The sequence below is a fragment of the Dictyobacter kobayashii genome, from assembly GCF_003967555.1.
GTDB lineage: Bacteria > Chloroflexota > Ktedonobacteria > Ktedonobacterales > Ktedonobacteraceae > Dictyobacter > Dictyobacter kobayashii.
Genome location: NZ_BIFS01000001.1, coordinates 4,697,377 through 4,718,475 on the forward strand (window position 1 = coordinate 4,697,377; position 21,099 = coordinate 4,718,475).

Annotated in this window: 19 protein-coding genes, 1 tRNA gene and 1 pseudogene; 10 read left to right on the forward strand and 11 right to left on the reverse strand. The window is 49.8% G+C overall.

Annotated features, from left to right (window positions below):
• Window positions 1-395: 395 nt before the first annotated feature.
• The 3 genes from EL645_RS20540 to EL645_RS20550 all read right to left on the reverse strand — a co-directional run bounded on the left by EL645_RS20540 (window position 396) and on the right by EL645_RS20550 (window position 4,406).
• Window positions 396-584, reverse strand: coding sequence for a hypothetical protein (locus EL645_RS20540; RefSeq protein WP_246035419.1), 189 nt, complete (start codon window positions 582-584; stop codon window positions 396-398).
• A 23-nt stretch (window positions 585-607) separates the two neighbouring features.
• Complete coding sequence (locus EL645_RS20545) at window positions 608-1,435, reverse strand: glycoside hydrolase family 3 N-terminal domain-containing protein (RefSeq protein ID WP_161977535.1); 828 nt, start codon at window positions 1,433-1,435, stop codon at window positions 608-610.
• A gap of 427 nt (window positions 1,436-1,862) precedes the next feature.
• A complete protein-coding gene (locus tag EL645_RS20550; RefSeq protein WP_126552241.1) occupies window positions 1,863-4,406 on the reverse strand; it encodes a DUF4012 domain-containing protein in 2,544 nt (847 codons plus the stop codon).
• A gap of 848 nt (window positions 4,407-5,254) precedes the next feature.
• Between EL645_RS20550 and EL645_RS20555 the strand changes: the two are divergent.
• The 3 genes and pseudogenes from EL645_RS20555 (at window position 5,255) to EL645_RS20560 (ending at window position 8,707) form a co-directional block, all read left to right on the forward strand.
• A pseudogene (locus EL645_RS20555) lies at window positions 5,255-6,933 on the forward strand (ABC transporter ATP-binding protein).
• Window positions 6,930-7,439: a hypothetical protein gene (locus EL645_RS42825; RefSeq protein ID WP_246035420.1), complete on the forward strand. Its 510-nt coding sequence runs from the start codon at window positions 6,930-6,932 to the stop codon at window positions 7,437-7,439. Before EL645_RS20555 ends, EL645_RS42825 begins: the two are co-directional and overlap by 4 nt.
• Window positions 7,440-7,441: 2 nt before the next feature.
• Window positions 7,442-8,707: an ATP-binding cassette domain-containing protein gene (locus tag EL645_RS20560; RefSeq protein ID WP_246035569.1), complete on the forward strand. Its 1,266-nt coding sequence runs from the start codon at window positions 7,442-7,444 to the stop codon at window positions 8,705-8,707.
• A 110-nt stretch (window positions 8,708-8,817) separates the two neighbouring features.
• On the opposite strand, the gene EL645_RS20565 is transcribed toward EL645_RS20560, so the two are convergent.
• A complete protein-coding gene (locus EL645_RS20565) occupies window positions 8,818-9,618 on the reverse strand; it encodes a class I SAM-dependent methyltransferase (RefSeq protein WP_161977536.1) in 801 nt (266 codons plus the stop codon).
• 185 nt (window positions 9,619-9,803) lie between these two features.
• Here EL645_RS20565 and EL645_RS20570 point away from each other — a divergent pair, with 185 nt between their 5' ends.
• Both EL645_RS20570 and EL645_RS20575 read left to right on the forward strand, forming a co-directional pair.
• Window positions 9,804-10,712, forward strand: coding sequence for a LysR family transcriptional regulator (locus tag EL645_RS20570; protein ID WP_126552243.1), 909 nt, complete (start codon window positions 9,804-9,806; stop codon window positions 10,710-10,712).
• Between the two features lie 224 nt (window positions 10,713-10,936).
• Window positions 10,937-12,058 (forward strand): hypothetical protein, encoded by a 1,122-nt coding sequence (locus tag EL645_RS20575; protein ID WP_126552244.1) that lies wholly within the window; start codon window positions 10,937-10,939, stop codon window positions 12,056-12,058.
• A gap of 410 nt (window positions 12,059-12,468) precedes the next feature.
• Here EL645_RS20575 and EL645_RS20580 read toward each other — a convergent pair whose 3' ends face one another.
• The 7 genes from EL645_RS20580 to EL645_RS20615 form a co-directional block, all read right to left on the reverse strand.
• Window positions 12,469-12,795: a hypothetical protein gene (locus EL645_RS20580; RefSeq protein WP_126552245.1), complete on the reverse strand. Its 327-nt coding sequence runs from the start codon at window positions 12,793-12,795 to the stop codon at window positions 12,469-12,471.
• A gap of 21 nt (window positions 12,796-12,816) precedes the next feature.
• Entirely contained in the window at window positions 12,817-13,275 is a 459-nt protein-coding gene (locus EL645_RS20585; RefSeq protein WP_126552246.1) for an alpha/beta fold hydrolase, read from the reverse strand.
• Window positions 13,276-13,535: 260 nt separating this feature from the next.
• A complete protein-coding gene (locus tag EL645_RS20590; RefSeq protein WP_126552247.1) occupies window positions 13,536-14,402 on the reverse strand; it encodes a hypothetical protein in 867 nt (288 codons plus the stop codon).
• Between the two features lie 655 nt (window positions 14,403-15,057).
• Complete coding sequence (locus tag EL645_RS20600) at window positions 15,058-15,594, reverse strand: dihydrofolate reductase family protein (protein ID WP_126552249.1); 537 nt, start codon at window positions 15,592-15,594, stop codon at window positions 15,058-15,060.
• Window positions 15,595-15,731: 137 nt separating this feature from the next.
• Window positions 15,732-16,151: a protein kinase family protein gene (locus EL645_RS20605; RefSeq protein ID WP_126552250.1), complete on the reverse strand. Its 420-nt coding sequence runs from the start codon at window positions 16,149-16,151 to the stop codon at window positions 15,732-15,734.
• Window positions 16,138-16,614 (reverse strand): aminoglycoside phosphotransferase family protein, encoded by a 477-nt coding sequence (locus EL645_RS45590; protein ID WP_126552251.1) that lies wholly within the window; start codon window positions 16,612-16,614, stop codon window positions 16,138-16,140. Before EL645_RS45590 ends, EL645_RS20605 begins: the two co-directional genes overlap by 14 nt.
• Window positions 16,615-17,017: 403 nt before the next feature.
• Window positions 17,018-17,097, reverse strand: a tRNA-Leu gene (locus EL645_RS20615).
• A 476-nt stretch (window positions 17,098-17,573) separates the two neighbouring features.
• Here EL645_RS20615 and EL645_RS42830 point away from each other — a divergent pair.
• From EL645_RS42830 to EL645_RS20630, 5 genes are all read left to right on the forward strand, one after another.
• Window positions 17,574-17,816, forward strand: coding sequence for a hypothetical protein (locus tag EL645_RS42830; RefSeq protein WP_371865687.1), 243 nt, complete (start codon window positions 17,574-17,576; stop codon window positions 17,814-17,816).
• On the forward strand, window positions 17,809-18,102 hold the full coding sequence (locus EL645_RS42835) for a PAS domain-containing protein (protein ID WP_246035421.1): 294 nt from the start codon (window positions 17,809-17,811) through the stop codon (window positions 18,100-18,102). Before EL645_RS42830 ends, EL645_RS42835 begins: the two co-directional genes overlap by 8 nt.
• Window positions 18,103-18,164: 62 nt before the next feature.
• Window positions 18,165-18,713 carry a PAS domain-containing protein gene (locus tag EL645_RS42840; protein WP_246035422.1) on the forward strand — a complete coding sequence of 183 codons (549 nt, stop codon included), beginning with the start codon at window positions 18,165-18,167 and terminating at the stop codon, window positions 18,711-18,713.
• Entirely contained in the window at window positions 18,704-19,843 is a 1,140-nt protein-coding gene (locus tag EL645_RS20625) for a sensor histidine kinase (RefSeq protein ID WP_126552252.1), read from the forward strand. The genes EL645_RS42840 and EL645_RS20625 overlap by 10 nt, the downstream gene beginning before the upstream one ends.
• Window positions 19,844-19,868: 25 nt before the next feature.
• Window positions 19,869-21,080, forward strand: coding sequence for a hybrid sensor histidine kinase/response regulator (locus EL645_RS20630; protein WP_126552253.1), 1,212 nt, complete (start codon window positions 19,869-19,871; stop codon window positions 21,078-21,080).
• Window positions 21,081-21,099 lie beyond the last annotated feature (19 nt).

A 21,099-nucleotide genomic window follows, 5' to 3' on the forward strand; every position in this document is an offset into this window, starting at 1 on the left:
ACCTGTTTTCTTATGGGATGCAAAAAGTGTGCTCTGCACACTTTTTGCATCCCATAAGAAAAGATTATTTTAGTGATTGTGTTGCACCCCATAAGAGAGGATTGTTTTAGTGATTGTGTTGCACCCCATAAGAGAGGATTGTTTTAGTGATTGTGTTGCACCCCATAAGAGAGGATTGTTTTAGTGATTGTGTTGTGTTTCATGATGTTTTATAGTGTGTACTGTAGAAAATGTGCAGCGCACATTTTCTACAGTACACACTATAAAACAAGTGCGGGCGCGTCAGCGCACGCCCGCACGGGATCGACACACCTCCCATAAATAATGTAGAAATGAGTAAAACAAAAAAGAAGCCCCAGGCCGCTATAAATGCGGCCTGGGGCTTCTTTTTTGTTTTACTTTAGGGCCTGGCCCAGGTTTTGGGGGGCAGCCTGTTTGATAATTCCATATTTTATCTTCATCATTAAGATGCGCATCACTGATTGATCGACCTGTGACTGTGATAATGAGCCATCCTGGATGGCGGAATTCAGAGCCGCTTCTATAGCGCTAATTTGAGCGGGTGTAGATGGACCTTCGATCATATCATTACCTGCTACGATTGCTTTTACACATACCTGGGAGAGTTGATCGTCGGTCGGGCAATACCGTTGTATAAGCCCTCCATATATAGTCCATCGGTAATAATGACACCATTGAAATTAAGTGTATGGCGCAAATAACTGATAACTTTAGGAGAAAGCTCAGCCGGCACATTGGGATCTAGCGCCTGATTTGCCACATCTGTGGTCATAACCATGGCTGGGTTATCCTGTTGGATGATTTTCTGATATGGCAGAAAATCGACCTTCTTCAAATCATCTATACTTTTTGTAACAGACGGCAATCCAACGTGAGGATCTACACCATCGGAAGATCCAAGGCCAGGGAAATGTTTCAGTGTTCCGGGTATCCCATTGTCTTGTAGACCCTTAATGAATGCACCCGCATAGGTTGCTACCGTGTCAGGATTATCACTAAATATACGGGGTCCGTATATAGTTGTGTCAGGGCCAACATCGACGACAGGCGCCAGATTTGTATTCACACCCATTTGTTTAAGTTGTGAGACATCTGTTTTAGCTTGATTATAAGCTGTATTTGGATCACCTGACTGCGTTAACTGTTCCGCTGAAGGCGTTGGTCCGAAAAAGGTGGATGTTTTACTAACGGTTCCACCCTCCTGATCGAGAGCAATCAGTGGGGGGATGGGCGCATCGGCTGTGGCCTTGGCAGAAAACGCATGTATGGCATCCAGCGTGTTGTTGGGCCAGGTAAAATTCTGATCACTATCCTGATATAAAAAACTACCTACATGCTGTTGGGCTACCATTTGTTGGAGCCCACTGGCCGTATAGTCACTACCTATAAATTCAACCATTATCATCTGGGCCAATTTGTCATTCTGGCTCATTTTATTTAGTATGAGTTGAGCCTGATCTTTTATCGGATCAGGTGTTGGGGTTGCTTTTACTATAGCGTGACTACTATCACCTGTAGAATTACTATTGGAAGAACTATTATTGGAAGATACGTTTAAAGATGGAGAACAGCTGCTTAATAGACAAATGCAACTAAGCAGAAATAAGGAGTAGAGGATTGACCTCTTTTTGTGTACTGCACTACCCTTTAGCATTGCACAGCTCCATGACGCTCAAAATATTTTAGTCGACGCCATTCATTATAAAGCAATAAGCGCGCTATTGCTCAGTTATTAAAAATATGTAGCCATTTTAGTTGGGGGCCAGGGAACTATGTTCCCCGGCTTGAGTACGAGGCCCATATACGATATGGGCCATGATTGCCGTTTTGAGGCATAGTCATTATTTATGCTGCAGAGAACAACTTGCCCCCTGTTGTTTCAGACTGAACATAGTATCCTGGCCATTCATAGTACCAGTGAAATGTGCGTCGCCAGAACTACATGCTGTAGATTTCACGGTTAGATCCACCTGTGGGTTGACACTGGCCTGGGGCTGGAACATCAGATTATAACCACCCTGGCTCAAGGCAGGTACTGTCCACGAAAGTGTTACCGTCATTTTACAATTGGGTGGGATAACCACCCAGCCCCCAAACATCGCACGCCCTGCTTCGTCGCTTCTCGTTGTGTTGGTAGGACCTCCAATTGGGTATAGCTCGGCAGCAGGATTTACCCCCAGACCAGATAAATAAAATGTTGCATCATCAATCCCAACCGTTGAGGAGCTACAGACGAGCGGCGATCCATCGCCGTAGACATTCTGCTGGCAAGCCGGGAAACCTTCTGACGGTAATCCACAATATGCTCCCTGACTCAGTTGTGAGAAACCATTTCCACTGACCAGTGTACTATCTTTGGGTACATACACACGCATATAGTCACGATATGTATTAGGTCCGTAGACAGTATCGTTTTTCGGATTTTGATAATCCAGCACCATCGTTAGAGCGTGGGTGGCATTGCCTTGCTGATCCAGCGTGACCGTATCCTTGATTGAGGTTGAGACATACTGCGACGCCTTGTTGGCACTCAAATTTTCCTGCACAACGTACAGGCCATCATGCGAGTTTGAACGATCCATCGATACCGTGGAGCCATATTTAGCAACCAGGTCTTCAAGTTGTGGATTATCCACATACACTTGAAGGTCTTTTGTCTTCATTGCCTGTAACATTTGAGCACCCATGGGAGCTAACTGCGTAAGCGGTAGATGCATAACGGTCGCCATCAGTGATTGCGTGACGTGCTGTGTAAAGGCTTTACGCGCGAGTTCAGCGTCAGGTATATGCTCAATCATTTGCTCGCGATAGATGCCCTTATTATCCAATTGGTAATAATGCAATTTGGCTTCAAGATTTTGCTCGGTCACTGTTTCCCCATATTGAGGAATGGTGATCGGTCCTGTGACATGTAAAACTTGTTTGATTAAGGGTGGCGTAAATAGGATCACACCGCTCAGATGTGTACCGAACTCACCTTGATAATACTGCATAATGACTTTGGCGGTGGTCGGAAAATCGGCGGAGACGGTGGCGTCACGCACACCAAAATTGGCGATCGGCCACCAGGCATTATATGGAGGTGGCGCGTTCTGCTGTGTGACCTTGTTATATAGTGCCCTGTCAATCGGTGGAGAGCCACCGTGATTATTGGAATGATCTTCTTCGTAGGCCCCAATATTCTTCATTTGAAGTTTGGCCATATGACCACCATTGAAGGTCAGCTCACCAAATTGTCCTGTGAAGCCGCCGGTAGAACGTAGCTCGGCGCTGTCCATTGGTTCCAGGAGAAATGTGCGCGGCTGATCGACACCAATCAACCAACCAAGTGCATCGCGTACGCCCGGCCCCTGCTCAAGGAGGGTCGTGACGGTTGGCAGCAACGGTAACAGTGATGAAATCATATGGCTTTGACTTGCGCTGAGTGGCAAACCATCAAGGGATACGCCTTGCGCGTAGTTGCTCATATCCTGAAAAACTGGTAAGAGCGTATCCAGATCTTGATTAAGGGCTGTAAACACTTCCTGGGTGACATAGGGCTTGGGGTGGGCCGTGTCTTTATCCGCGGCACTGGCGCGCAGTGTTTGCACTATCGAGGGAGAATGTTGAAGCGCAGTCGAAATAAGTTTTTCCCCTACTATGGTGGCATCTGTGGCAATATGTGTCAGTGAGCGGGCTGCATGGATCTGCGTTGGCAGCAATGAACTGGCAAAGCCAATCGAGCCATCATGATCAAATTCGTCACTCAGCGTGGCAAAATCACTATGCGCAGCAGTAATCTCGGCCTGAGCCTGCTTAAGCTTATCAGGATCAAAATATTTTGAGTAATCCCCTTTAGCACCACCGCTAAAAATAGCCTGGACCGCTTGTAAATGGCCGACGCCACTTCTTACCTGACTGTAAAGTATGACTCCATTGATTGCCTCAAGCACCCCTAAAAGGGATGGGAGCAAAATAACAAAAATCAGTACAAGCGCCATGATTTTTCCAGGCAGTGAGAGTCGCTGATATCTATTGCGGACCCTGTGGATCAATCTTCTCTTTTTCGCGCGAGAAGCTACATCTGGTGGCAATCCCCTGTTCTGGTTGGCGTGTATATTGCTGGGGAGCTGTGGTGGAAATGCCGTTCCTGACGCATACCCATTATTCTGGATAGGAGGATTCTGTACACCGTACTGCGCACCTGATAATGGTTTGGTCATATACGGTGATGGCATTTTTGGCTGTGGTGTGCCAGCGAGTTGATTGTTATTCGTCCCTATACCTGGATTAGGATGGTTCCCCCCTATCGGCTGCTGTCCATGTGAAGACTGACCAGGATGTTGCGATAGCTGACCAGATGGATAAGGTGAACGAAAAACTTTTTGCCCAGGTGGTTCAGGCATTTAAGCCTCCATAATAAACATTGAATTTAATAAATATATAACACAGAAATACTCATGAGCCATACAGTATTATAATCGCATAAGAGCTTGTGATAATATCGCTTTTAGTATTAATGGTTTACGTAAATGGGCCATTTATCTCTGTCTATTCATGGCAGCGATAAAGCTTTAAGCAAATCTCTCTCCACCGATGCAAAGTAATATGGTTCCTTGCAGCAAACAGTTTTATTCGAGCGGATGGATTTTGAGTGGCGTTTCATGTCAGGGCTTGACTTTCGGGCAGGGATAATTTATTATTCATTTATCTTATTTGCGGAGGTATCATTTATCATGCACTTATTCACAGCTAAGGTGTTGTTAAGCTAAGTGAGCTGTGTCTACCACTGAGCAAGGTCGTTTTTATGCGGATCATCGCTATGATTACGCTGCTATTAAGTACGGCCATATCCTTTCGTAGATAGACTACAGGTAAGTATTCTTCTGTAGGCTTCTTTTTCGCCCTTCATAACCAGTCCACTTGGCCTCTCAGGGCTATTTTTGCCTGCCTGTTTAGCACGAATGGCGGCAAATTCTTTCCCGTTCAACACTACAGCTCTCCACCACCCATAGCCTTACTTCATCGTGGGCTATCATCCTCTCTTCTTTTTGAGCAGAGAATGTGCTGCATACGCATGCCGTGTGCGCTCATGTTTCAAAATACACATGTGTGCTCTTTCCCGAAAGGAAAAAATAGTTTTATGCATGTTCAGTTTAAACGCTATTGGCGCTTACTGACCACTAATCTCTTCCAGCCATTGAACCGCTACTGGCGACTGTTGGCTCACTATTTGCGCCCTCAGTGGGTGTGGATGTGCCTGCTGGCTGTGATCCTTTTCTCCACCATCTGTGTTCAGGTAAGCACGCCGCTACTGGCGGGCTACTTTATCGACCAGGCTACCTCTGGTGGGGCTATGAACTATCTGATTATTCTGGCGCTGCTAACCATGGGACTGGCCCTGGCGGGACAGGGTCTGGCGGTCGCCGAAACCTATGTGGCCGAGAATGTGAGCTGGGCAGCCACCAATGCGTTGCGTGCTGACCTTGTCGCTCATCTGCTACGGCTGGATGCCTCGTTTCATGCGGCCCATACGCCGGGCGAGTTGATTGAGCGCGTGGACGGTGACGTGGCCACGCTGGCTCGCTTCTTCTCACGGTTTGTGGTCTATGTGCTCGGCAACGCGATCTTGCTGTTGGGTGTACTTGGCTTGCTCTATCATGTGGATTGGCGTGTAGGGCTGGCCATGAGCGCTTTTGTCGTGCTGGCCTTGATCGCCATGCTGCGTATCCGTGCACTTGCAACCCCTTCCTGGGCCGCGGATCGCCAGGCCAGCGCCGATTTTTATGGTTTCCTGGGTGAATATCTGGCCGGGCTGCAGGATATCAAGTCCAGTGGGGCCGGGGCATTTGTGCTGCGTCGCTGTGCTGAGATGATGCGGTCGTGGCTGGCCGTGACGCGCAAGGCGCAGATGTGGGGTTACAGCATGGTCGCCACTAGTCAGGGGCTGTTCGCACTCGGCACGGCGGCCGCCTTTGCCCTGGGGGCTATGCTGTTCAGGTCTGGAGCGCTAACCCTCGGCATGGTCTACCTGATCTTTCAGTGTACCGAGATGCTGCGCCAGCCGACTGAGCAGATCCGCAATGAAATGCAGGATCTACAGCAGGCGGACGCCAGTATAGCGCGTATCGAGGCGCTATTGAATACGGTTCCGCGCGTGGTCGATGGTCCCGGTGTCGCACTGCCATCCGGTCCGCTGGCGGTGGAGTGGGATGGCGTCTCATTCGGCTATGCAGAGGATGTTCCGGTTCTGCGTGATGTCCGCGTGTCGCTTGCGCCGGGCCGCGTGCTGGGTGTGGTGGGACGCACTGGCAGCGGTAAGACGACGCTGACGCGGCTCCTGCTGCGCTTCTACGATCCTCAGGTGGGCGCCGTACGCCTGGGGGCGTGGACCTGCGTGAGGCGAATCTCGCGCAGGTGCGTGCGCGCATCGGTCTGGTTACCCAGGAGGTGAACATCTTTCATGCCAGCGTACGCGATAATCTGACACTGTTCGATGACGGCGTGCCGGATGAGCGCATTATGGCGGTGCTAGAAACGCTGGGTCTGGTCGCCTGGTTACGAGAACTGCCGTGTGGGCTGGACACCCCACTTTTGCCCGGTGGTGCTGGACTCTCAGCCGGGCAGGCACAGGTGCTGGCCTGCGCGCGCATCTTGTTGCGCGATCCCGACCTGGTGATTCTGGACGAGGCGTCCTCGCGCCTGGACCCGGCCACAGATCGACTGGTGCAAACGGCGCTGGGCCGGTTGCTCGATGGCCGTACCGGCATCATTGTGGCGCACCGGCTGGACACGATTGCCTATGCCGACGACATACTGGTCATGGAGGACGGGCAGGTGCGCGAGTATGGATCGCGGTTTGCCCTGGCTGCCGATCCCAACTCGCGCTTTGCCGGGTTGCTGCGGGTCGCTACTGAGGAGGTGACCCTATGAAGCAACTCCCAACCTGGCGCTACCTGGTAAAAATGGTTCGCTATAAGCCGTGGCTCTACCTGTCCCACGCGTTGTTGTGGGGAATGGGTAACGTGTTGATACTCCTGGTCGGGCTGATCGCCCGTGCCTTCTTCGATACGCTTACCGGCCAGGCGCACGTGCCCATGGACACGACAGGACTAATTCTATTGCTGGTAGTGCTCGCAGCAAGTCGTGTGGTCCTGTGGCTCACTGCCGGCTTTGTCGAGATCACCATGCGTTTCACCATGAGTGGACTGTTGCGTCGCAATTTGCTGCGGCTTGTCCTGCAGCGGCCGGGCGCCTATGCCCTGCCCTACTCTGTGGGTGAGACTATCAGCCGCTTTCGCGACGATGCCTATCAGGCTGAGGATTGCATAGATTGGAGCGATGAGATTACGGGCCAGGGCCTGTTTGCCGTGGTGGCATTCCTGATGCTCCTGCAGATCGATGTCCGCATGACGCTGATTACCATCCTGCCCTCGTGATCGTGGCGCTGGTAGCGCGGCGGGCGAGCACGGCGTTGGGCCGTTGCCGTGAAGCCAGTAGTGAGGCCACCAGCCAGGTCACCGGAGCTATCGGCGATATCCTGGCGGCGGCGCAAACCATGCAGGCCGCGGGCGCCGAAGAGCGCATCATGGCGCGCTTCCGACGGCTGAACGAGCAGCGCCGTAAAGCTATGCTGGTCGATCGTGTGGCGACCCAGGCCCTGAATGCCATCACGTCCAATACGGTGAGTGTGGGTACCGCGCTGATTATGCTGCTGGCCGCCGGTCGGTTGGGTAACGGAAGCCTGACGGTGGGTGACTTTGCCATGTTTGTCTTGTATCTGGGTTTCATCGCCGACTTTACCTCCGGGGTCGGCCAGTTCCTGGCCCATTACAAACAAACTGGCGTCGCTTTCACACGTATGGGTGTCTTGTTGGGGGATGCACCACCAACCGCGCTGGTGGAACACATCCCGCTGCATCTGCGCGGACCTCTACCCACGGTGCCCCCTCCAGCGCGTAGCGCGACCGACCGGTTGACTCTCTTAGAGGTGCGCGGGCTGACCTATCGCCACCCGCAATCGGGACGTGGCATTGATTCGGTGGACCTGTGCCTGTCGCGTGGTACCCTGACGGTGGTGACGGGGCGCGTCGGCGCGGGCAAGACAACGCTCCTGCAGACCTTCCTGGGCTTGCTGCCCCAGGAGGCGGGCAAGATTCAGTGGAACGGCCACATTGTGGATGACGTGGCATCCTTCCTGGTGCCGCCCCATGCGGCGTATACAGCCCAGGTGCCGCGCCTGTTCAGCGAGACGCTGAAGCAGAACATCCTGCTGGGGCTACCCGACGACCCTGCGGCCCTGGCCGTCGCCGTGCGGGGTGCCGTTATGGAACATGACGTACAGGAGTTGAAGGTCGGCTTGGAGACGTCCGTGGGCACGCGTGGCGTCAAGCTCTCAGGAGGGCAGGTACAACGCACGGCGGCGGCGCGCATGTTGGTGCGGGGCGCCGAGTTGCTGGTGATCGACGACCTGTCCAGCGCGCTGGATGTCGAGACCGAACAGGCCCTCTGGGAACGCATCTTTGAGCGCGCAGATGTCACTTGCCTGGTCGTTACGCATCGACGTGCCCCCTTGCAACGTGCCGATCACATCATAGTCCTCAAGGATGGTAGGGTCGACGCAGAAGGGACATTGGACGAGTTGCTCGCGACCAACGAAGAGATGAGGAGGTTGTGGCAGGGAGATTATGGAGATGGGCATGAATAGATGCCTTATCATTCAGAGAAGAACATAGCAATCTTCTCTGAAGACACCATAGAGAGCCCATACCTTATAGTATTGCACTATATGTTACAGGCTCTCTATCTTTTATAGGGCTACTTTTTGCGTCCTTTTAGCAAGATATAATCTGCTGAAAAGCTGATGAGCTGTCCTGCCTCGTTTTTGACGATCTCAAAATAGCTTTGCACTGACTGAGAACGCGATAAGATGTGCGCTTCAAGTTGACTAGTTTCTTCTGCGGACAATTGCGAGCGCGTTGTCCACTCTCTATAGTTGTGGGTACGCCGAAACATCTCAGCACGCTCAATTTCCAGATCCGCTTCCTGAAAGAAGGTTTGCCATTGTTCCTGGGTGTAAGAACAGATATGCGAGTTGTCACGCCATTTTTCTATGCCATTGAGAAAGGCATTTAATTCTGGATCAGCCGGGGCGCAACTGTCGATGAGGAGAAAGAGACCGTGTGTTTTGAGTACGCGGGCAATCTCGTTCACCGCTTGAGATACATTGGGGAAGTGGTGGGGCGCAATACGACAGGTTGCGCGATCAAATGAATTGTCAGCGAAAGGAAGCTGTTCGGCGTCGGCGATACGATATTGAGCATTGGTTACCCCTTGCCCGGTAAGAAAGGCTTTAGCTTGTTCGAGCATGGCTGGCGTGAGATCAGTCACAGTGATTTGTGCAACATGCGGAGCGATTGCTAAGGCGGTATGGCCCCCGCCCGTAGCGATATCGATCGCGTGCAGAGCAGCATCCCATTCGCCGAGCTCAATTAAACGTTGCAGATCACTACCCGTGCGATGAGACGAACTGGTGACATAGTTAGCCGCTGTACGACTAAAGTAAGCCTGTACCTGCGCTTTCTGAATATCACTTGTATTCGATGAATCAGCTGTCATTAAATATTCCTCTCTTTTCATGAGCCTGCTTAACTCTGACGAGTATGGCTCTCGTTCCTTCTTCCTTGAAGGGTTTGCGCTAGAATGCTCATACACAAAGTATAGGGGAGAGTAGTTGATACGTCCAACACTTATTTGATATATTGTTGATCTCACAGTGAGATCAACCCACGAAGAGGAGCAGGATGGAATTTCATCAACTCACCTATTTCCTGGCGGCGGCGCAAACACAAAACTTTCGTAAAGCCGCTGAACTCTGCCTCGTCGCGCAATCCGCCTTGAGCCGCCAGATCGCGGCACTGGAAGGAGAGCTAGAGGTCGAGCTTTTTACGCGCCACAAGAAACGCGTCGTGTTGACGCCCGAGGGCCAGGAGTTTGCGCTCTACGTCAGAAACGCCATGGAACAGTTGCAGGAGGGTCAGCAATGGTTAACCGAATTACACAGTGGGCAGCGCGGCACAATTCGCCTTGGCTGCGTTGAATCGCTGGCAAGCGCTTTTTTGCCCACCTTCTTTGCCGCGTTTCATCAGCATTACCCGCAGGTGCGCTTGAAAGTACGTGTCAACCATACCGACGAATTGATCAGCATGGTAGAGCAGGGAGAGATAGAGCTAGGGCTGGTTCTCGATCCACATCTGCAATCAGAACTGCTGATCGTCAAAGAGCTCTTTCGCCAGCCGCTCCACCTGCTCGTTTCCTCACAACATCAACTGGCCCGCATGAATGTGCCAGCCGTCACATTGGAACACATCACCAGTGAACAGCTCCTCCTGCTGGACCAGACCTCCCGCATGGGACAGATCACCAAGCGCATCTTTGCCCAGCGTGGGCTATCAATACAGCCCCTGGTTGAGATCGAATCGGTTGAGGGACTCAAAGAGATGGTCAGGCAGGGTATCGGTGTGACCCTGACACTTCCCGCCTTAATACGCTCGTCACAGGTTGGCAATGACCTGCTACTGCTCCCGATCACCGACTTACCAGAAGAGTTTATCTTTGCCCTCGTTTATCGCCGCGTCGGCTCGATCTCACGTGCAGCTCGCGAGTTCATCAACGGTATCTCTCATCAGCTCATGAAGAACATACAGCTATAATCAAGCGGCAAGGAGAAATCGTAGTCATAAAAGAGCCAGCTTAGCTCGAACATACAGATGCGTGTCAGAGAATGCCTGTTATGCACCTTAGACAGAATATGTAAGTTAAAGTTTGTTATCTGGATACGAAAAGTATTTCCAAAAACAACATTGTATAAAGGCGTTTATTGCAGGTATAATAAATATATATGCATTAAAGTAAGAAGTGAGTTGTATTTATTGGCATGGATAACAAACAGGAAAACAAGGACGGCGAGCAGCTTCGCCTCTACATTAATGGTTGTGCCTTTATCCAGCTTTCTGGTGGCAAAGATTATATTTTGTACCAGGCGCCCGAGCCACGTACTCTTGGAGATATCAAGGCTGATCTCTTTCTTGAGCATGTTCCTGATAAAGGCTGGTGGGGAGGTCTACGCCTGAATGGCCGTTTTCGCATCCAGCTCAAGCTTGCTGCACGCACACTCTTCCCTATTCCAGAGATTGCTCTTCAAGCAACTGAAGAATTTCTTGCTGATGAACACAATGTACGTAAAGTATTGGAGGCCATGCGTGAGCGCAAGCAAGATCTGCAAACCTTTTCTTATGTGCCACCCAGATCTGTAGATGTTGATCCAGAGAATTATTTTTCGCCTGACCTTTTGGAGGTGGATGGAACCATTTTTACTCTGTACCATCTCACACAGACCGAGGCCGTCTACCGATCGTGGGAACGCAGGCAAGTGGTAGGGATTGAGGCTACTCTAAAATTGGGCCATAGCTATGGCCAGGGCTGGCAATCCGTCTTACATTTTTCGGGTGCGCGTAGCGTGATATTTGAACCGGCTGTTGATCAACTTTTTCTCACGCCCGAGCATGCCTTGAAAACGCTGCTTGTATTCTGCAAAGAGGAAGAACATGTGCGCAACCTCGTTCAACAACTCAAACAGCTTGGCCCGGAAGATAACATCTTTATAAGACACTATGGTGAGGCACTTATGACAGCAAAACTGCCCTTACTCATCAATAAGATAGACTTTGTGTGGCAAAAGCAGATCAGTGAGGGACAACTCTATCAGGCGAAGCGAGCGACCCTGGTCAACTTTAATAAAGTGTATATCCAGCTGATAGAGACATGGCATAAAGGATGGTTAGCAGGCGTGCAATTTAGAGATGTCTCAGGTATCTACTTCGAAAAAGATGAAAATGTCGGCTTCTCCACCCCAGAAGAGGCCCTTGCGGCCGCACAAAGATTTATCGCATTGAAAACAGAGGGCTGGAAGATTCTTTACCATGCTCATAATCAAAGGCTCGCTTTACAATGCCGAACCGGCCGCTATGATCGATTGATCTCAATCAGTATATCATAACCAAAATAAGTGCATTACTGTGGTTCTGTGGGCCGATGGTGGTGGGAAAATTAAGTAGGCCGTGCTGCCTACATTACCATCTTTTCTTTCAATATATCACATCGTTCCTTAGTGTTTCGGCGCTCAAAGTGAGAGAAATTACAGGTTTCTTGTTTACTGTCTCATATGCAGGGTATTTCTGTCTGCCTATACTTGCTTTATGCTGGGAAAGTGCAGCCACAAAGAGGGACGCAGCATTTCGGCAGAGAAAAGGAAGGTGTAATAGTTAAACACGAATTAATGTCTTGCTGTTCTTTAGCATGCCAGGCGAGATTAACAGTCTATAGACAATTTTTTATGGAAACTATTCTGATAACTCTCCAAACTGTGTAACTTTTTACTAGGGATTTGAAGTGCTAAAATGTTGAGATTCAATAATTGCCGTAGGTTGCCGAAAAGCGGAGAAATAAAAACCCCTCAGGCGGCTGTACGAGGAAGGAAATGGACCAAGTAGCAGCGTAAGCGCGGTTGAGACGACGACTGGAGTCAAGAGCGGGAGCATAGGCTTGAAGGATGCAAAGGATAATGATACTAACAATCGTGTTCCAGAGGGTAAACGGGGTAGTGAGAGCAACCAAAGCAATAGCATTAGCTAGTCCAGCACCAATAATAGCAAAGGCAACATCTTGGGGCTTGTAGCCTTTGTCCTCGTAATACTTTTTAGGTGTCTGTTGTTGATCTACTCTTGAGCCAGGCAATAGTTGACTTCGCCTGTCTTCTTATCTGTCTGCGGCGAGTGGAAGAGATGTAAGCAGCTCTTGAGCATGCCCTAACAGGATTGGGAGCCGGAGCTTATCTTGCATTAATTGAAGCGATTCGAGGCTGAACCAACCGTACGCTAAGAGTTCGTGATCTTGTAAGGTCACCCCCTGGCTCAGGTATCCACCATACGAATCTCCCACCAGAAGAAACGGTTGTTCAGGGATGACTGCATCGATAAAATCGACGACCACATCGAGGATGTCATCGGTCCCCTGGATAGACGAGCTGCCAGGTGTCTGCCCCATACCGGGCAGATCGAGATAGATCCGCTGCCATCCGTGCTGTTGGGTAAACAGAGGTTCCATGCAGCCTTCCATCTGGCGGTGGTCACTGGAAAACCCATGCAAGAAAATGATGGGAGTACCTGTTCCATAGGTTTCGTAGAAGAGATGAACATCACGGACGATACATTTCATATATTAGGGAACTTCCTTTTCTTTCGTATTTGTGACTGCTAGCTTGTGACTGAGACCAGCGTATCATTCAATACAACGCTTCCTCAGTATATGTTGCCGAGAAGATCGGCACCAGGAAAAAAGTATGCTGATAGCATTGCTCGCTCGCCTTTTCCTCTTTTTCGATGTGTGCTCATAGCCAAACTCTCATTCTCTATCATAGATTGAAAGGATCAGTCGATGATGCATCCCTGGTAGACCAACGCCTGGCGACGCAAGGATCAACCGAATGTATAGGGTGTGCTGCTCCCACCACAGTAATCTTTAAAGTACCGATCTGGAGCAAATTCAAAACTACAGGCCTTATTTAATAGATACTTTTCTTTTAAAGATGCGATTTTTTGCTCATTCAATGCACAGATCTGGAAAGGATCGCAGGAAGACATCAAATAAGAATCAGAGACTATGTGCTTCCACGAAGGCATTTCATGAAAAGAAGGGACCAGCTTGCTCCATTGTGGATGATACCCAAAGAAATTCACCGCTTCAACCTCCTCGAACCATGCCCGTACGGCAAGAGGCACTGGCCCCACAATTTGCTCCAATATATCGATAGAGCATGTTGTTTGCTGTAAGCGCCTTTTTTCCTGCTCTAATTCGCCCACATCTACAAATATTGCGAGCGAGGGGTCCTGTGCAAGAAACTGTTCAGTTTCAGCAATCTCCTCTTCTCGCTGTTTCGCCGGCAAGAAAACAGGAGGTTGTTCATGGACCCAGTCCCTCATCTCTTGATACTGCCTCCGGTTTTGAGGTGAAGTTAATGAATGGACTAGTTGCTCGTGCAGGCGAACGTCATACCCAAAGACAAATCCGCATTGAAGTAATTTTGCAATCAGCGTTTCAATATTCACCCGTACACGCCTCATCATCGCTCGTGTAACTGCCAATGCTTCTGCGTGGAGCTGATCATCAAAGACTGCCGGGCCCAGTTGAACTAACTCATCCCATACTGCTCTATGCTGGCCTTCTTGATACCGTTCTAAGTAGCGAAAACCGCTCTCTTTCTTCTTCATCACCGTCTTACACCTCTTCGGAAAGATGACCTCATCCTCTCTTTTTGCTTTGCGAAAGGCAATTTCAAGAGGCATCTCGCATCTGATCTTTGCAAGAAGCATCTCTGTGAGAGGGATGAAGCAGCATAGGGTGTTGCAGCAGTAGAAATCCAGCTTGTCCATACGAGCTGCGCTTGATCCACTTCACTTTATTGACAAACCTTTTGACCATGCCATTCATGCGAATGCCATCAAGAGTGGCAATAATTTCGACTTGTATTGATGCCCTTCTATCAGATCCGCGAGGTAGGCGTGCCATGTGTCATCTTGTCCTAATAGGTGATAGGCTGTACGCGCTTTCGTGAGCCAGTTTGCTGCGGCCTGATAGTAGGATGCTTTGGCTCCATTTATATTGTGGATGCAGGCGATACTGCAGGCGAATCAGCGCGCGAATGTGCTGGCGTATCGCCTTTGACTCAAGTGGTATCGTTGTGTGTACAGAAGGAGGCACCGGATCTTTTCTCCTTACCTGGTAGCGTTCTTTATGGGAGCAATAATATGCTCTGTTGCTGCCTCAATGACTCCCTGGCGTTTCTGTCTTCCATTCCTTTTGTCTCTGATGCTCATTGTATCACCTGCATGAACTGGATGATACGCCTGGGCATTGTAAGCTCGCGGTGCTCATCGATACTGCGAGAACTCGCGCCAAACAGGGAATGCACAAATATAAGGTAGGACCCTCACCTCCTCTTTATTTGCGATGTGGCTCGTATGTGAGGACCACGACACCAGAGCCGAATGGTTGCGATTGAACAAGCTTGAATCCCTTTTGCTGGCTCTCACCGTGGAAAAGCCGCTTCCCGTTTCCTACGACAATGGGGAAGACCATGAGACGGTATTCATCAATGAGATCCTCTTGCATGAGCGAATGAATGAGCTCAACGCTCCCAAATATCAATATATCCTGACCAGACTCCTGTTTCAATCTGGTTACTTCCTCTACAACATTGTTCTTGATAAGGGTGGCATTCCACTCAGCTTCCTGCAACGTTGTGGTTGGAACATACTTGGGTATATTGTTTATTCTTTCGCCATATGCACTAGTAGCACCAGGCCAGGCGGCTGAAAGTTCCTGATAGGTTCTGCGTCCCAGTAGGAGTGCATCGCTGGCAAAAAGCTCGTCGAATTTATATTGTTGTGATTCTTCACTTCTAAATTGAAAAGTCCACTGTGGATTTTCAACAACACCATCCATCGCCATGAGCATCGAAGCAACTAATTTTCTCACGTTTTTCTCCTTAAAAGGAATGTCGCAGTAATTTACTTGTAAATTGCAAGTATTATCACCATACTATTCCCGCGTAGCCAATCAAAAACGGTAAAGCTGTTGCAGATAGTATTGTAACGTACCCAGAAAAATTGATACTACAATAAGGAAATCAAAGGAGAGATAATGGATCTCGCACTATCCCAGCAAGTGTTGTGCTGTTTGAAAAATGGCTGGCCATGCTCGCTTGAGCCGTAGGCGCAAATATATAAACCAGTTGATACACGCTCGATAAAGCTCCATTCCCAAATAGTGGCTTCATCGAGGCCAGATTCCCTGGCGAGTAGCTCGCAATATTCGTGAGCTAAACTAAGAGGATCGGCTGCTGCAAGCAACTCCTCATTCCAGTCCCGCATGACCACCCCAAGGTCATATTCTGGCTCGCAGAGGAAGCCCTCTGGATCAACAAAGACATAGCCCGACTCAGCTCCAGCACGTGGGGCAAGTACCTGAAGTGCGTTTGCTGGATGGGGGTCTCCATGTACGACTATGCATTGTTCGCGGTCAAAAGCATCCATGCGCCGCACGCAAACTCAAGGCCTGAGAGATAATTTTCTCAGAGCATGGCCGTTCAAGTTTGACCCATAGCTCGCTTATGAGCTGAGCCAATGTCTGCGCTTTGTACTCCAAGGCGTTAATAGTCTGATCCGCACCAGATGGTACAAGCCATGCTTGTCTAAGTATTTTGCATAGCAATCGTATTGCCTGCTTAGGCTCCAATTTAATATCTTGCATGGATAGTCCGAGCGGCTCTAGAAGCAAGGCACGTCGCTCGTAGTCAAACTTTAACACTCGAACATAGCCGTGGCCATTCGCACGGATAATAGTGTCTATCTCTTGCTGAAAGCCGTATGGTCTCGGCATATCTATCTTTATGACCGCATTTCCGCTTGCAGTTTTTACTGGCGCTACGTATGCCGAAGATCCTCCGGAAAGCGGTTGGCCCAATGCTAAGTTCCCATTCTTGCTCAAGTTCGGCAATAAGACTAGGGAGGTCTTTAAGCCACTGTCTTGTCTGGGAGCTTGATTGCTCGGCCCTCAGCCGAACTCGCTCAGGTACAACAATACTGCGTATATGATCAGCTTTATCCATGATGATAGCTTATCATATGGATTGTATTTTGCCTGAGTTATAAATGGGTCATATGTAGAAAGCAGGCCATCACGAGAAAAAGTCTTCTCTCGTGATGGCCTGCTTTTCTGTCTGCTAGCTGATAGCGGGCTGTTTTCTTACCTTAATTTACGCACGTCTCAAGTTCCGAATCCTGACAGGAAAGTTGACAGGAAAAGGGGGAGACGACCAGGGATTTTCGTGGAAACCAGTAGATTTTGGGAGGGGATTTGAGCACGGGATAGACCTCGATGGACTCCAGAAGCGGGGTTATGCCGTGGAGAGATTCGAACCCTCAACCCTTGCGGGACTTGTTTTTGAGACAAGCGCGTATACCGTTCCGCCACACCGGCTTGTTCTGACGGGATGTATAATACCGCATCTATATGCAGAAGTCAATAGTTTTTTGGGCTTTTTTGCGGGGGGCGTAATTTTGGTGTTGTGGTAGATCTCTCGGCATGGGGTGCAGGCGCGTGGCGCAGGGCGAAGTTCATGGCGTAGGCCGCTCTTGCACTTTGGGAAAAAGTTCTGTTATACTTTCCAATATCGTTTGGCAATGCTAATTGCCATGAACGGCTGAATTATCTCTCTACGGCTGCGGCAGAGCGTTGTGGTTCGGACGTGGCTTGTTGATACAAGGCTTTAGTTATTGCGCGGAGGACTTCATGCTCGATAATGTTACTTCGACTACTCCGACCTCACAACAGCCAGGTGGTAAGTCGCTTGCTTCACTTGATGCTGATATCATTATTAAGAATGCGCCCGATCCCATTTTATTTCTGATCTGGAAGGTAAGATTCTGTCGGCCAATGATGCGGTCTATGAACTGTTGGGCTTTAGGAATGATGAGGTGTTGGAACAGTCGCTGTCGCGCTTTATTAGTGCGGAGGAGACACGTGAGTTTACGGCTGCTTTGCGCGAGGTAATTGAGCGGGGCGTGACACGTAATGCGCGCCTGAATCCACGGTCCGCTTCGGGTGAGGTGATTCCCGACGACCCTGAATGCTTCGGCCCTGCGCGATCCAGATGGGAAAGTAATTGGCGCGATTGGTATCCTGCGCGATATGCGTGAGTTGGATAAGGCTCGTGCGCTGGCCGATAGCTTGATTAAGAATGCGCCAGACCCCATTTTCGTCTCGGACCTGGAGGGCAAGATCCTGTCGGCCAATGATGCGGTCTATGAACTGCTGGGTTTCCGTACCGATGAAGTCCTGGAGCAATCGCTGTCACGCTTTATTAGTGCAGAGGAGACGCGTGAGTTTCTGGCGGCCCTCAAAGAGGTGATCGAGCGTGGCGCGACACGTAATGCGCGTCTGAATCCGCGGTCCGCATCGAATGAGGTGATTCCGACGACCTGAATGCTTCGGCCCTGCGCGATCCAGATGGTAAGGCGATCGGCGCGATTGGTATCCTGCGCGATATGCGTGAGTTGGATAAGGCTCGCGCGCTGGCCGATAGCTTGATTAAGAATGCGCCAGACCCCATTTTCGTCTCGGACCTGGAGGGCAAGATCCTGCAGGCCAATGATGCGGTCTATGAACTGCTGGGCTTCCGGCCAGATGAAGTCCTGGAGCAATCGTTGTCACGCTTTATTAGTGCAGAGGAGACGCGTGAGTTCCTGGCGGCCCTTAAAGAGGTGATCGAGCGCGGCACCACACGTAATGCGCGTTTGAATCCACGGTCCGCTTCGGGTGAGGTGATTCCGACGACCCTGAATGCTTCGGCGTTGCGTGATTCAGATGGCAAGGCGATCGGCGCGATTGGTATCCTGCGCGATATGCGCGCATACGAGAAGATTTTGCAGGATCTGCAGGAATCAAAATCGGAATTGCAAGAGAAGATTTTGGACCTTGAGAAGTTTGAGGAAGTGGTGGTGGGTCGTGAGCTGAAAATGATCGCTCTGGAAAAAGAGATTGAGAATCTGGGGCGCGAACTGGAAAAGGTACGAGGTCAGAGCAAATGGACGTAGTGCTTGTGCATACGCCGCCTGCTGTCTCCGATTATCAGGATATGAACCTTGAGCAATTGCGCGAGGCTTATCAAAATCTGGTGGAAAAAAATACTTCGCTTGAGATGCGCATCGTTAAGAGCGAGGAGCGCCGTCGCGCTTTTATGCATATTCTAAGCGATCTGAATATGGTTAATCGTAAGTTGAATGATCAACGGAAGGCGATGATCCATATTCTGGCTGATTATGAGCATGATCGTAGTCGCCTGGCCAGGCAGACGGAGCGTTTGCATAATTCACGTCGTGCCTTGATGCATATTCTTCAGGATGCTCACCAATCTAATCTGCGCCTGGAGAATAGCCGTAAAGCGATGATCCATATCATGAGCGATCTTAAAGAGACCTCACAGGAAGTGCAGCGGCGCGAGTTAGAATTACGTGAAAAGCAGGAGCAATTGGTTCAGGCGGGAAAACTGGCCACGCTGGGAGAGCTAACCACTGGTGTTGCGCATGAATTGAATAATCCACTCAATAATATTGGTTTATTTGTAGGCAATGCTATTGACTTGATAGAATTAGGCATGGCTGATACCGATTCTGAACGCATTTTGCAGGAACTCCATAATGCTATGCAGCAGGTGCGTAAGGCGACCGAGATTATTTCTCATCTGCGTACCTTTGGGCGTGCCGCTTCGGTGAGCCGTGAACCAGTTGTGATTACTGAGGTCATTGAGAATTCGATCTCTTTGATGCAAGAGCAATTGCGCTTACGTCAGATTGAGACTATTATTCATTTCCCACCACAGGATGTAGTGGTTAATGGTAATGCCATTCAGCTAGAGCAGGTTTTTATCAATTTGTTGACCAATGCCCGGGATGCTCTGAGTGATGTGTCCCATAAGGTGATTACGATTTCCTGCGAAGTTAACGATCAGACAGTTGATATTAGCATTTGTGATACTGGCCCTGGCATTCCTGAAGGACTTGAGCAGCGTATCTTCGATCCATTCTTTACGACAAAAGATGTTGGAGCGGGAACTGGCCTGGGTTTGTCTATTACATATGGCATTATCAAGGAGCATCAAGGAACTATTCTGGTTGAGAATCGTCCTGGCGAGGGAGCTACATTCTTGATCCAGCTGCCGCCATGAGATGTGAAGTGAGTGATTTGTTGTTATGATCGAAGCGTATATTCTCATTGTTGATGATGATTCCGCCTTGCTACAGGCGTTGCCCCAGGCATTGTATCTGCGTATGCCTGGGGTGAAGGTTGATACCGCTGATACTGCTATGGAAGCGTTGGAGTTGATCAAGGCCAACGATTACGATGCTATTGTAAGCGATATCAAGATGCCTGGTATGGATGGTCTGGCGCTTCTCTCAAAAATACAGGCAACCCGACCGGATACGCCTACGCTCTTAATTACTGGCCATGGGGATCACAATCTAGCTATTCAGGCGCTGCGCGGTGGGGCATATGATTTTATTCAGAAGCCAATTGACCGTGAGTATTTTATTGCGGCCTTGCGCCGGGCAACCCAGACGCGGCAGTTGCGCCGACGGGTCACGGAACAGCAGAAAGCTCTGGAGCAACATGCCAAATCGCTTGAGTTGATCGTGCAGGAACGCACCCGCGAACTGATCGAGGCTAATGCGGCTAAAGATGAGTTTATCAATATGGCGTCGCATGAATTAAAAACCCCTCTTTCAAGTTTGAAGGGGATGACCCAGCTATTACATCGCCGCTTGATCCGCTCTAGCTCTCCCGAGGTTTCTAGCCTGGTCAGTATGGAGAATTCTATTCGCCGTATTGAGGTGCTGGTTAATGACCTTTTAAATATCTCCTCAATTGAGACTGGTATGTTTGCCCTCCATTGTCAGCGCTGTAATATTATTGAATTGGTGCAGCGCCTGGTTGATGAATATGTATCTGGGACCAATCCACGTCCGGTTGTTCATACACATATGCCCACGCAAGACTTTGAGGCTGAGGTGGATGTGGAGCGTATGGGCCAGGTGATAATAAACTTATTATCCAATGCGCGTAAATATTCTGTGGCCGGTTCGCCCATTGATGTGACGCTGGCTGTGCAGGAAAAGACCTATTCTATTAGTGTGAATGATGTGGGGGTGGGCATTCCGCCCGATATGCTGCCCTTTATTTTTGAACGTTTTTATCGCGCACCCGGTGTTGAGGTTCAAACCGGTTCGAGCGTGGGTTTTGGCCTGGGGCTGTATATGTCCAAGCTTATTATTGAGCGCCATGGCGGCCGTATTGAGGTGGAAAGCATTCCTAATAAAGGTAGCCTGTTCGCGATCATATTACCCCTTCCCGTTGGTTCTACATCGGTTGATGCCAGTATCGAAGCTCCTTCACATAAATCCTGAACTTTGCTGCGTTTTATAA

Bases quoted from the DNA above. Each gene is read 5' to 3' on its own strand.
- EL645_RS20540 (WP_246035419.1), bottom strand. From the start codon at position 584: ATGATCGAAGGTCCATCTACACCCGCTCAAATTAGCGCTATAGAAGCG.
- EL645_RS20550 (WP_126552241.1), bottom strand. From the start codon at position 4,406: ATGCCTGAACCACCTGGGCAAAAAGTTTTTCGTTCACCTTATCCATCT.
- EL645_RS42825 (WP_246035420.1), top strand. From the start codon at position 6,930: ATGAAGCAACTCCCAACCTGGCGCTACCTGGTAAAAATGGTTCGCTAT.
- EL645_RS20565 (WP_161977536.1), bottom strand. From the start codon at position 9,618: ATGACAGCTGATTCATCGAATACAAGTGATATTCAGAAAGCGCAGGTA.
- EL645_RS20570 (WP_126552243.1), top strand. From the start codon at position 9,804: ATGGAATTTCATCAACTCACCTATTTCCTGGCGGCGGCGCAAACACAA.
- EL645_RS20575 (WP_126552244.1), top strand. From the start codon at position 10,937: ATGGATAACAAACAGGAAAACAAGGACGGCGAGCAGCTTCGCCTCTAC.
- EL645_RS20585 (WP_126552246.1), bottom strand. From the start codon at position 13,275: ATGAAATGTATCGTCCGTGATGTTCATCTCTTCTACGAAACCTATGGA.
- EL645_RS20590 (WP_126552247.1), bottom strand. From the start codon at position 14,402: ATGCCTCTTGAAATTGCCTTTCGCAAAGCAAAAAGAGAGGATGAGGTC.
- EL645_RS20605 (WP_126552250.1), bottom strand. From the start codon at position 16,151: ATGGATGCTTTTGACCGCGAACAATGCATAGTCGTACATGGAGACCCC.
- EL645_RS42835 (WP_246035421.1), top strand. From the start codon at position 17,809: ATGCGTGAGTTGGATAAGGCTCGTGCGCTGGCCGATAGCTTGATTAAG.
- EL645_RS42840 (WP_246035422.1), top strand. From the start codon at position 18,165: ATGCGTGAGTTGGATAAGGCTCGCGCGCTGGCCGATAGCTTGATTAAG.
- EL645_RS20625 (WP_126552252.1), top strand. From the start codon at position 18,704: ATGGACGTAGTGCTTGTGCATACGCCGCCTGCTGTCTCCGATTATCAG.
- EL645_RS20630 (WP_126552253.1), top strand. From the start codon at position 19,869: ATGATCGAAGCGTATATTCTCATTGTTGATGATGATTCCGCCTTGCTA.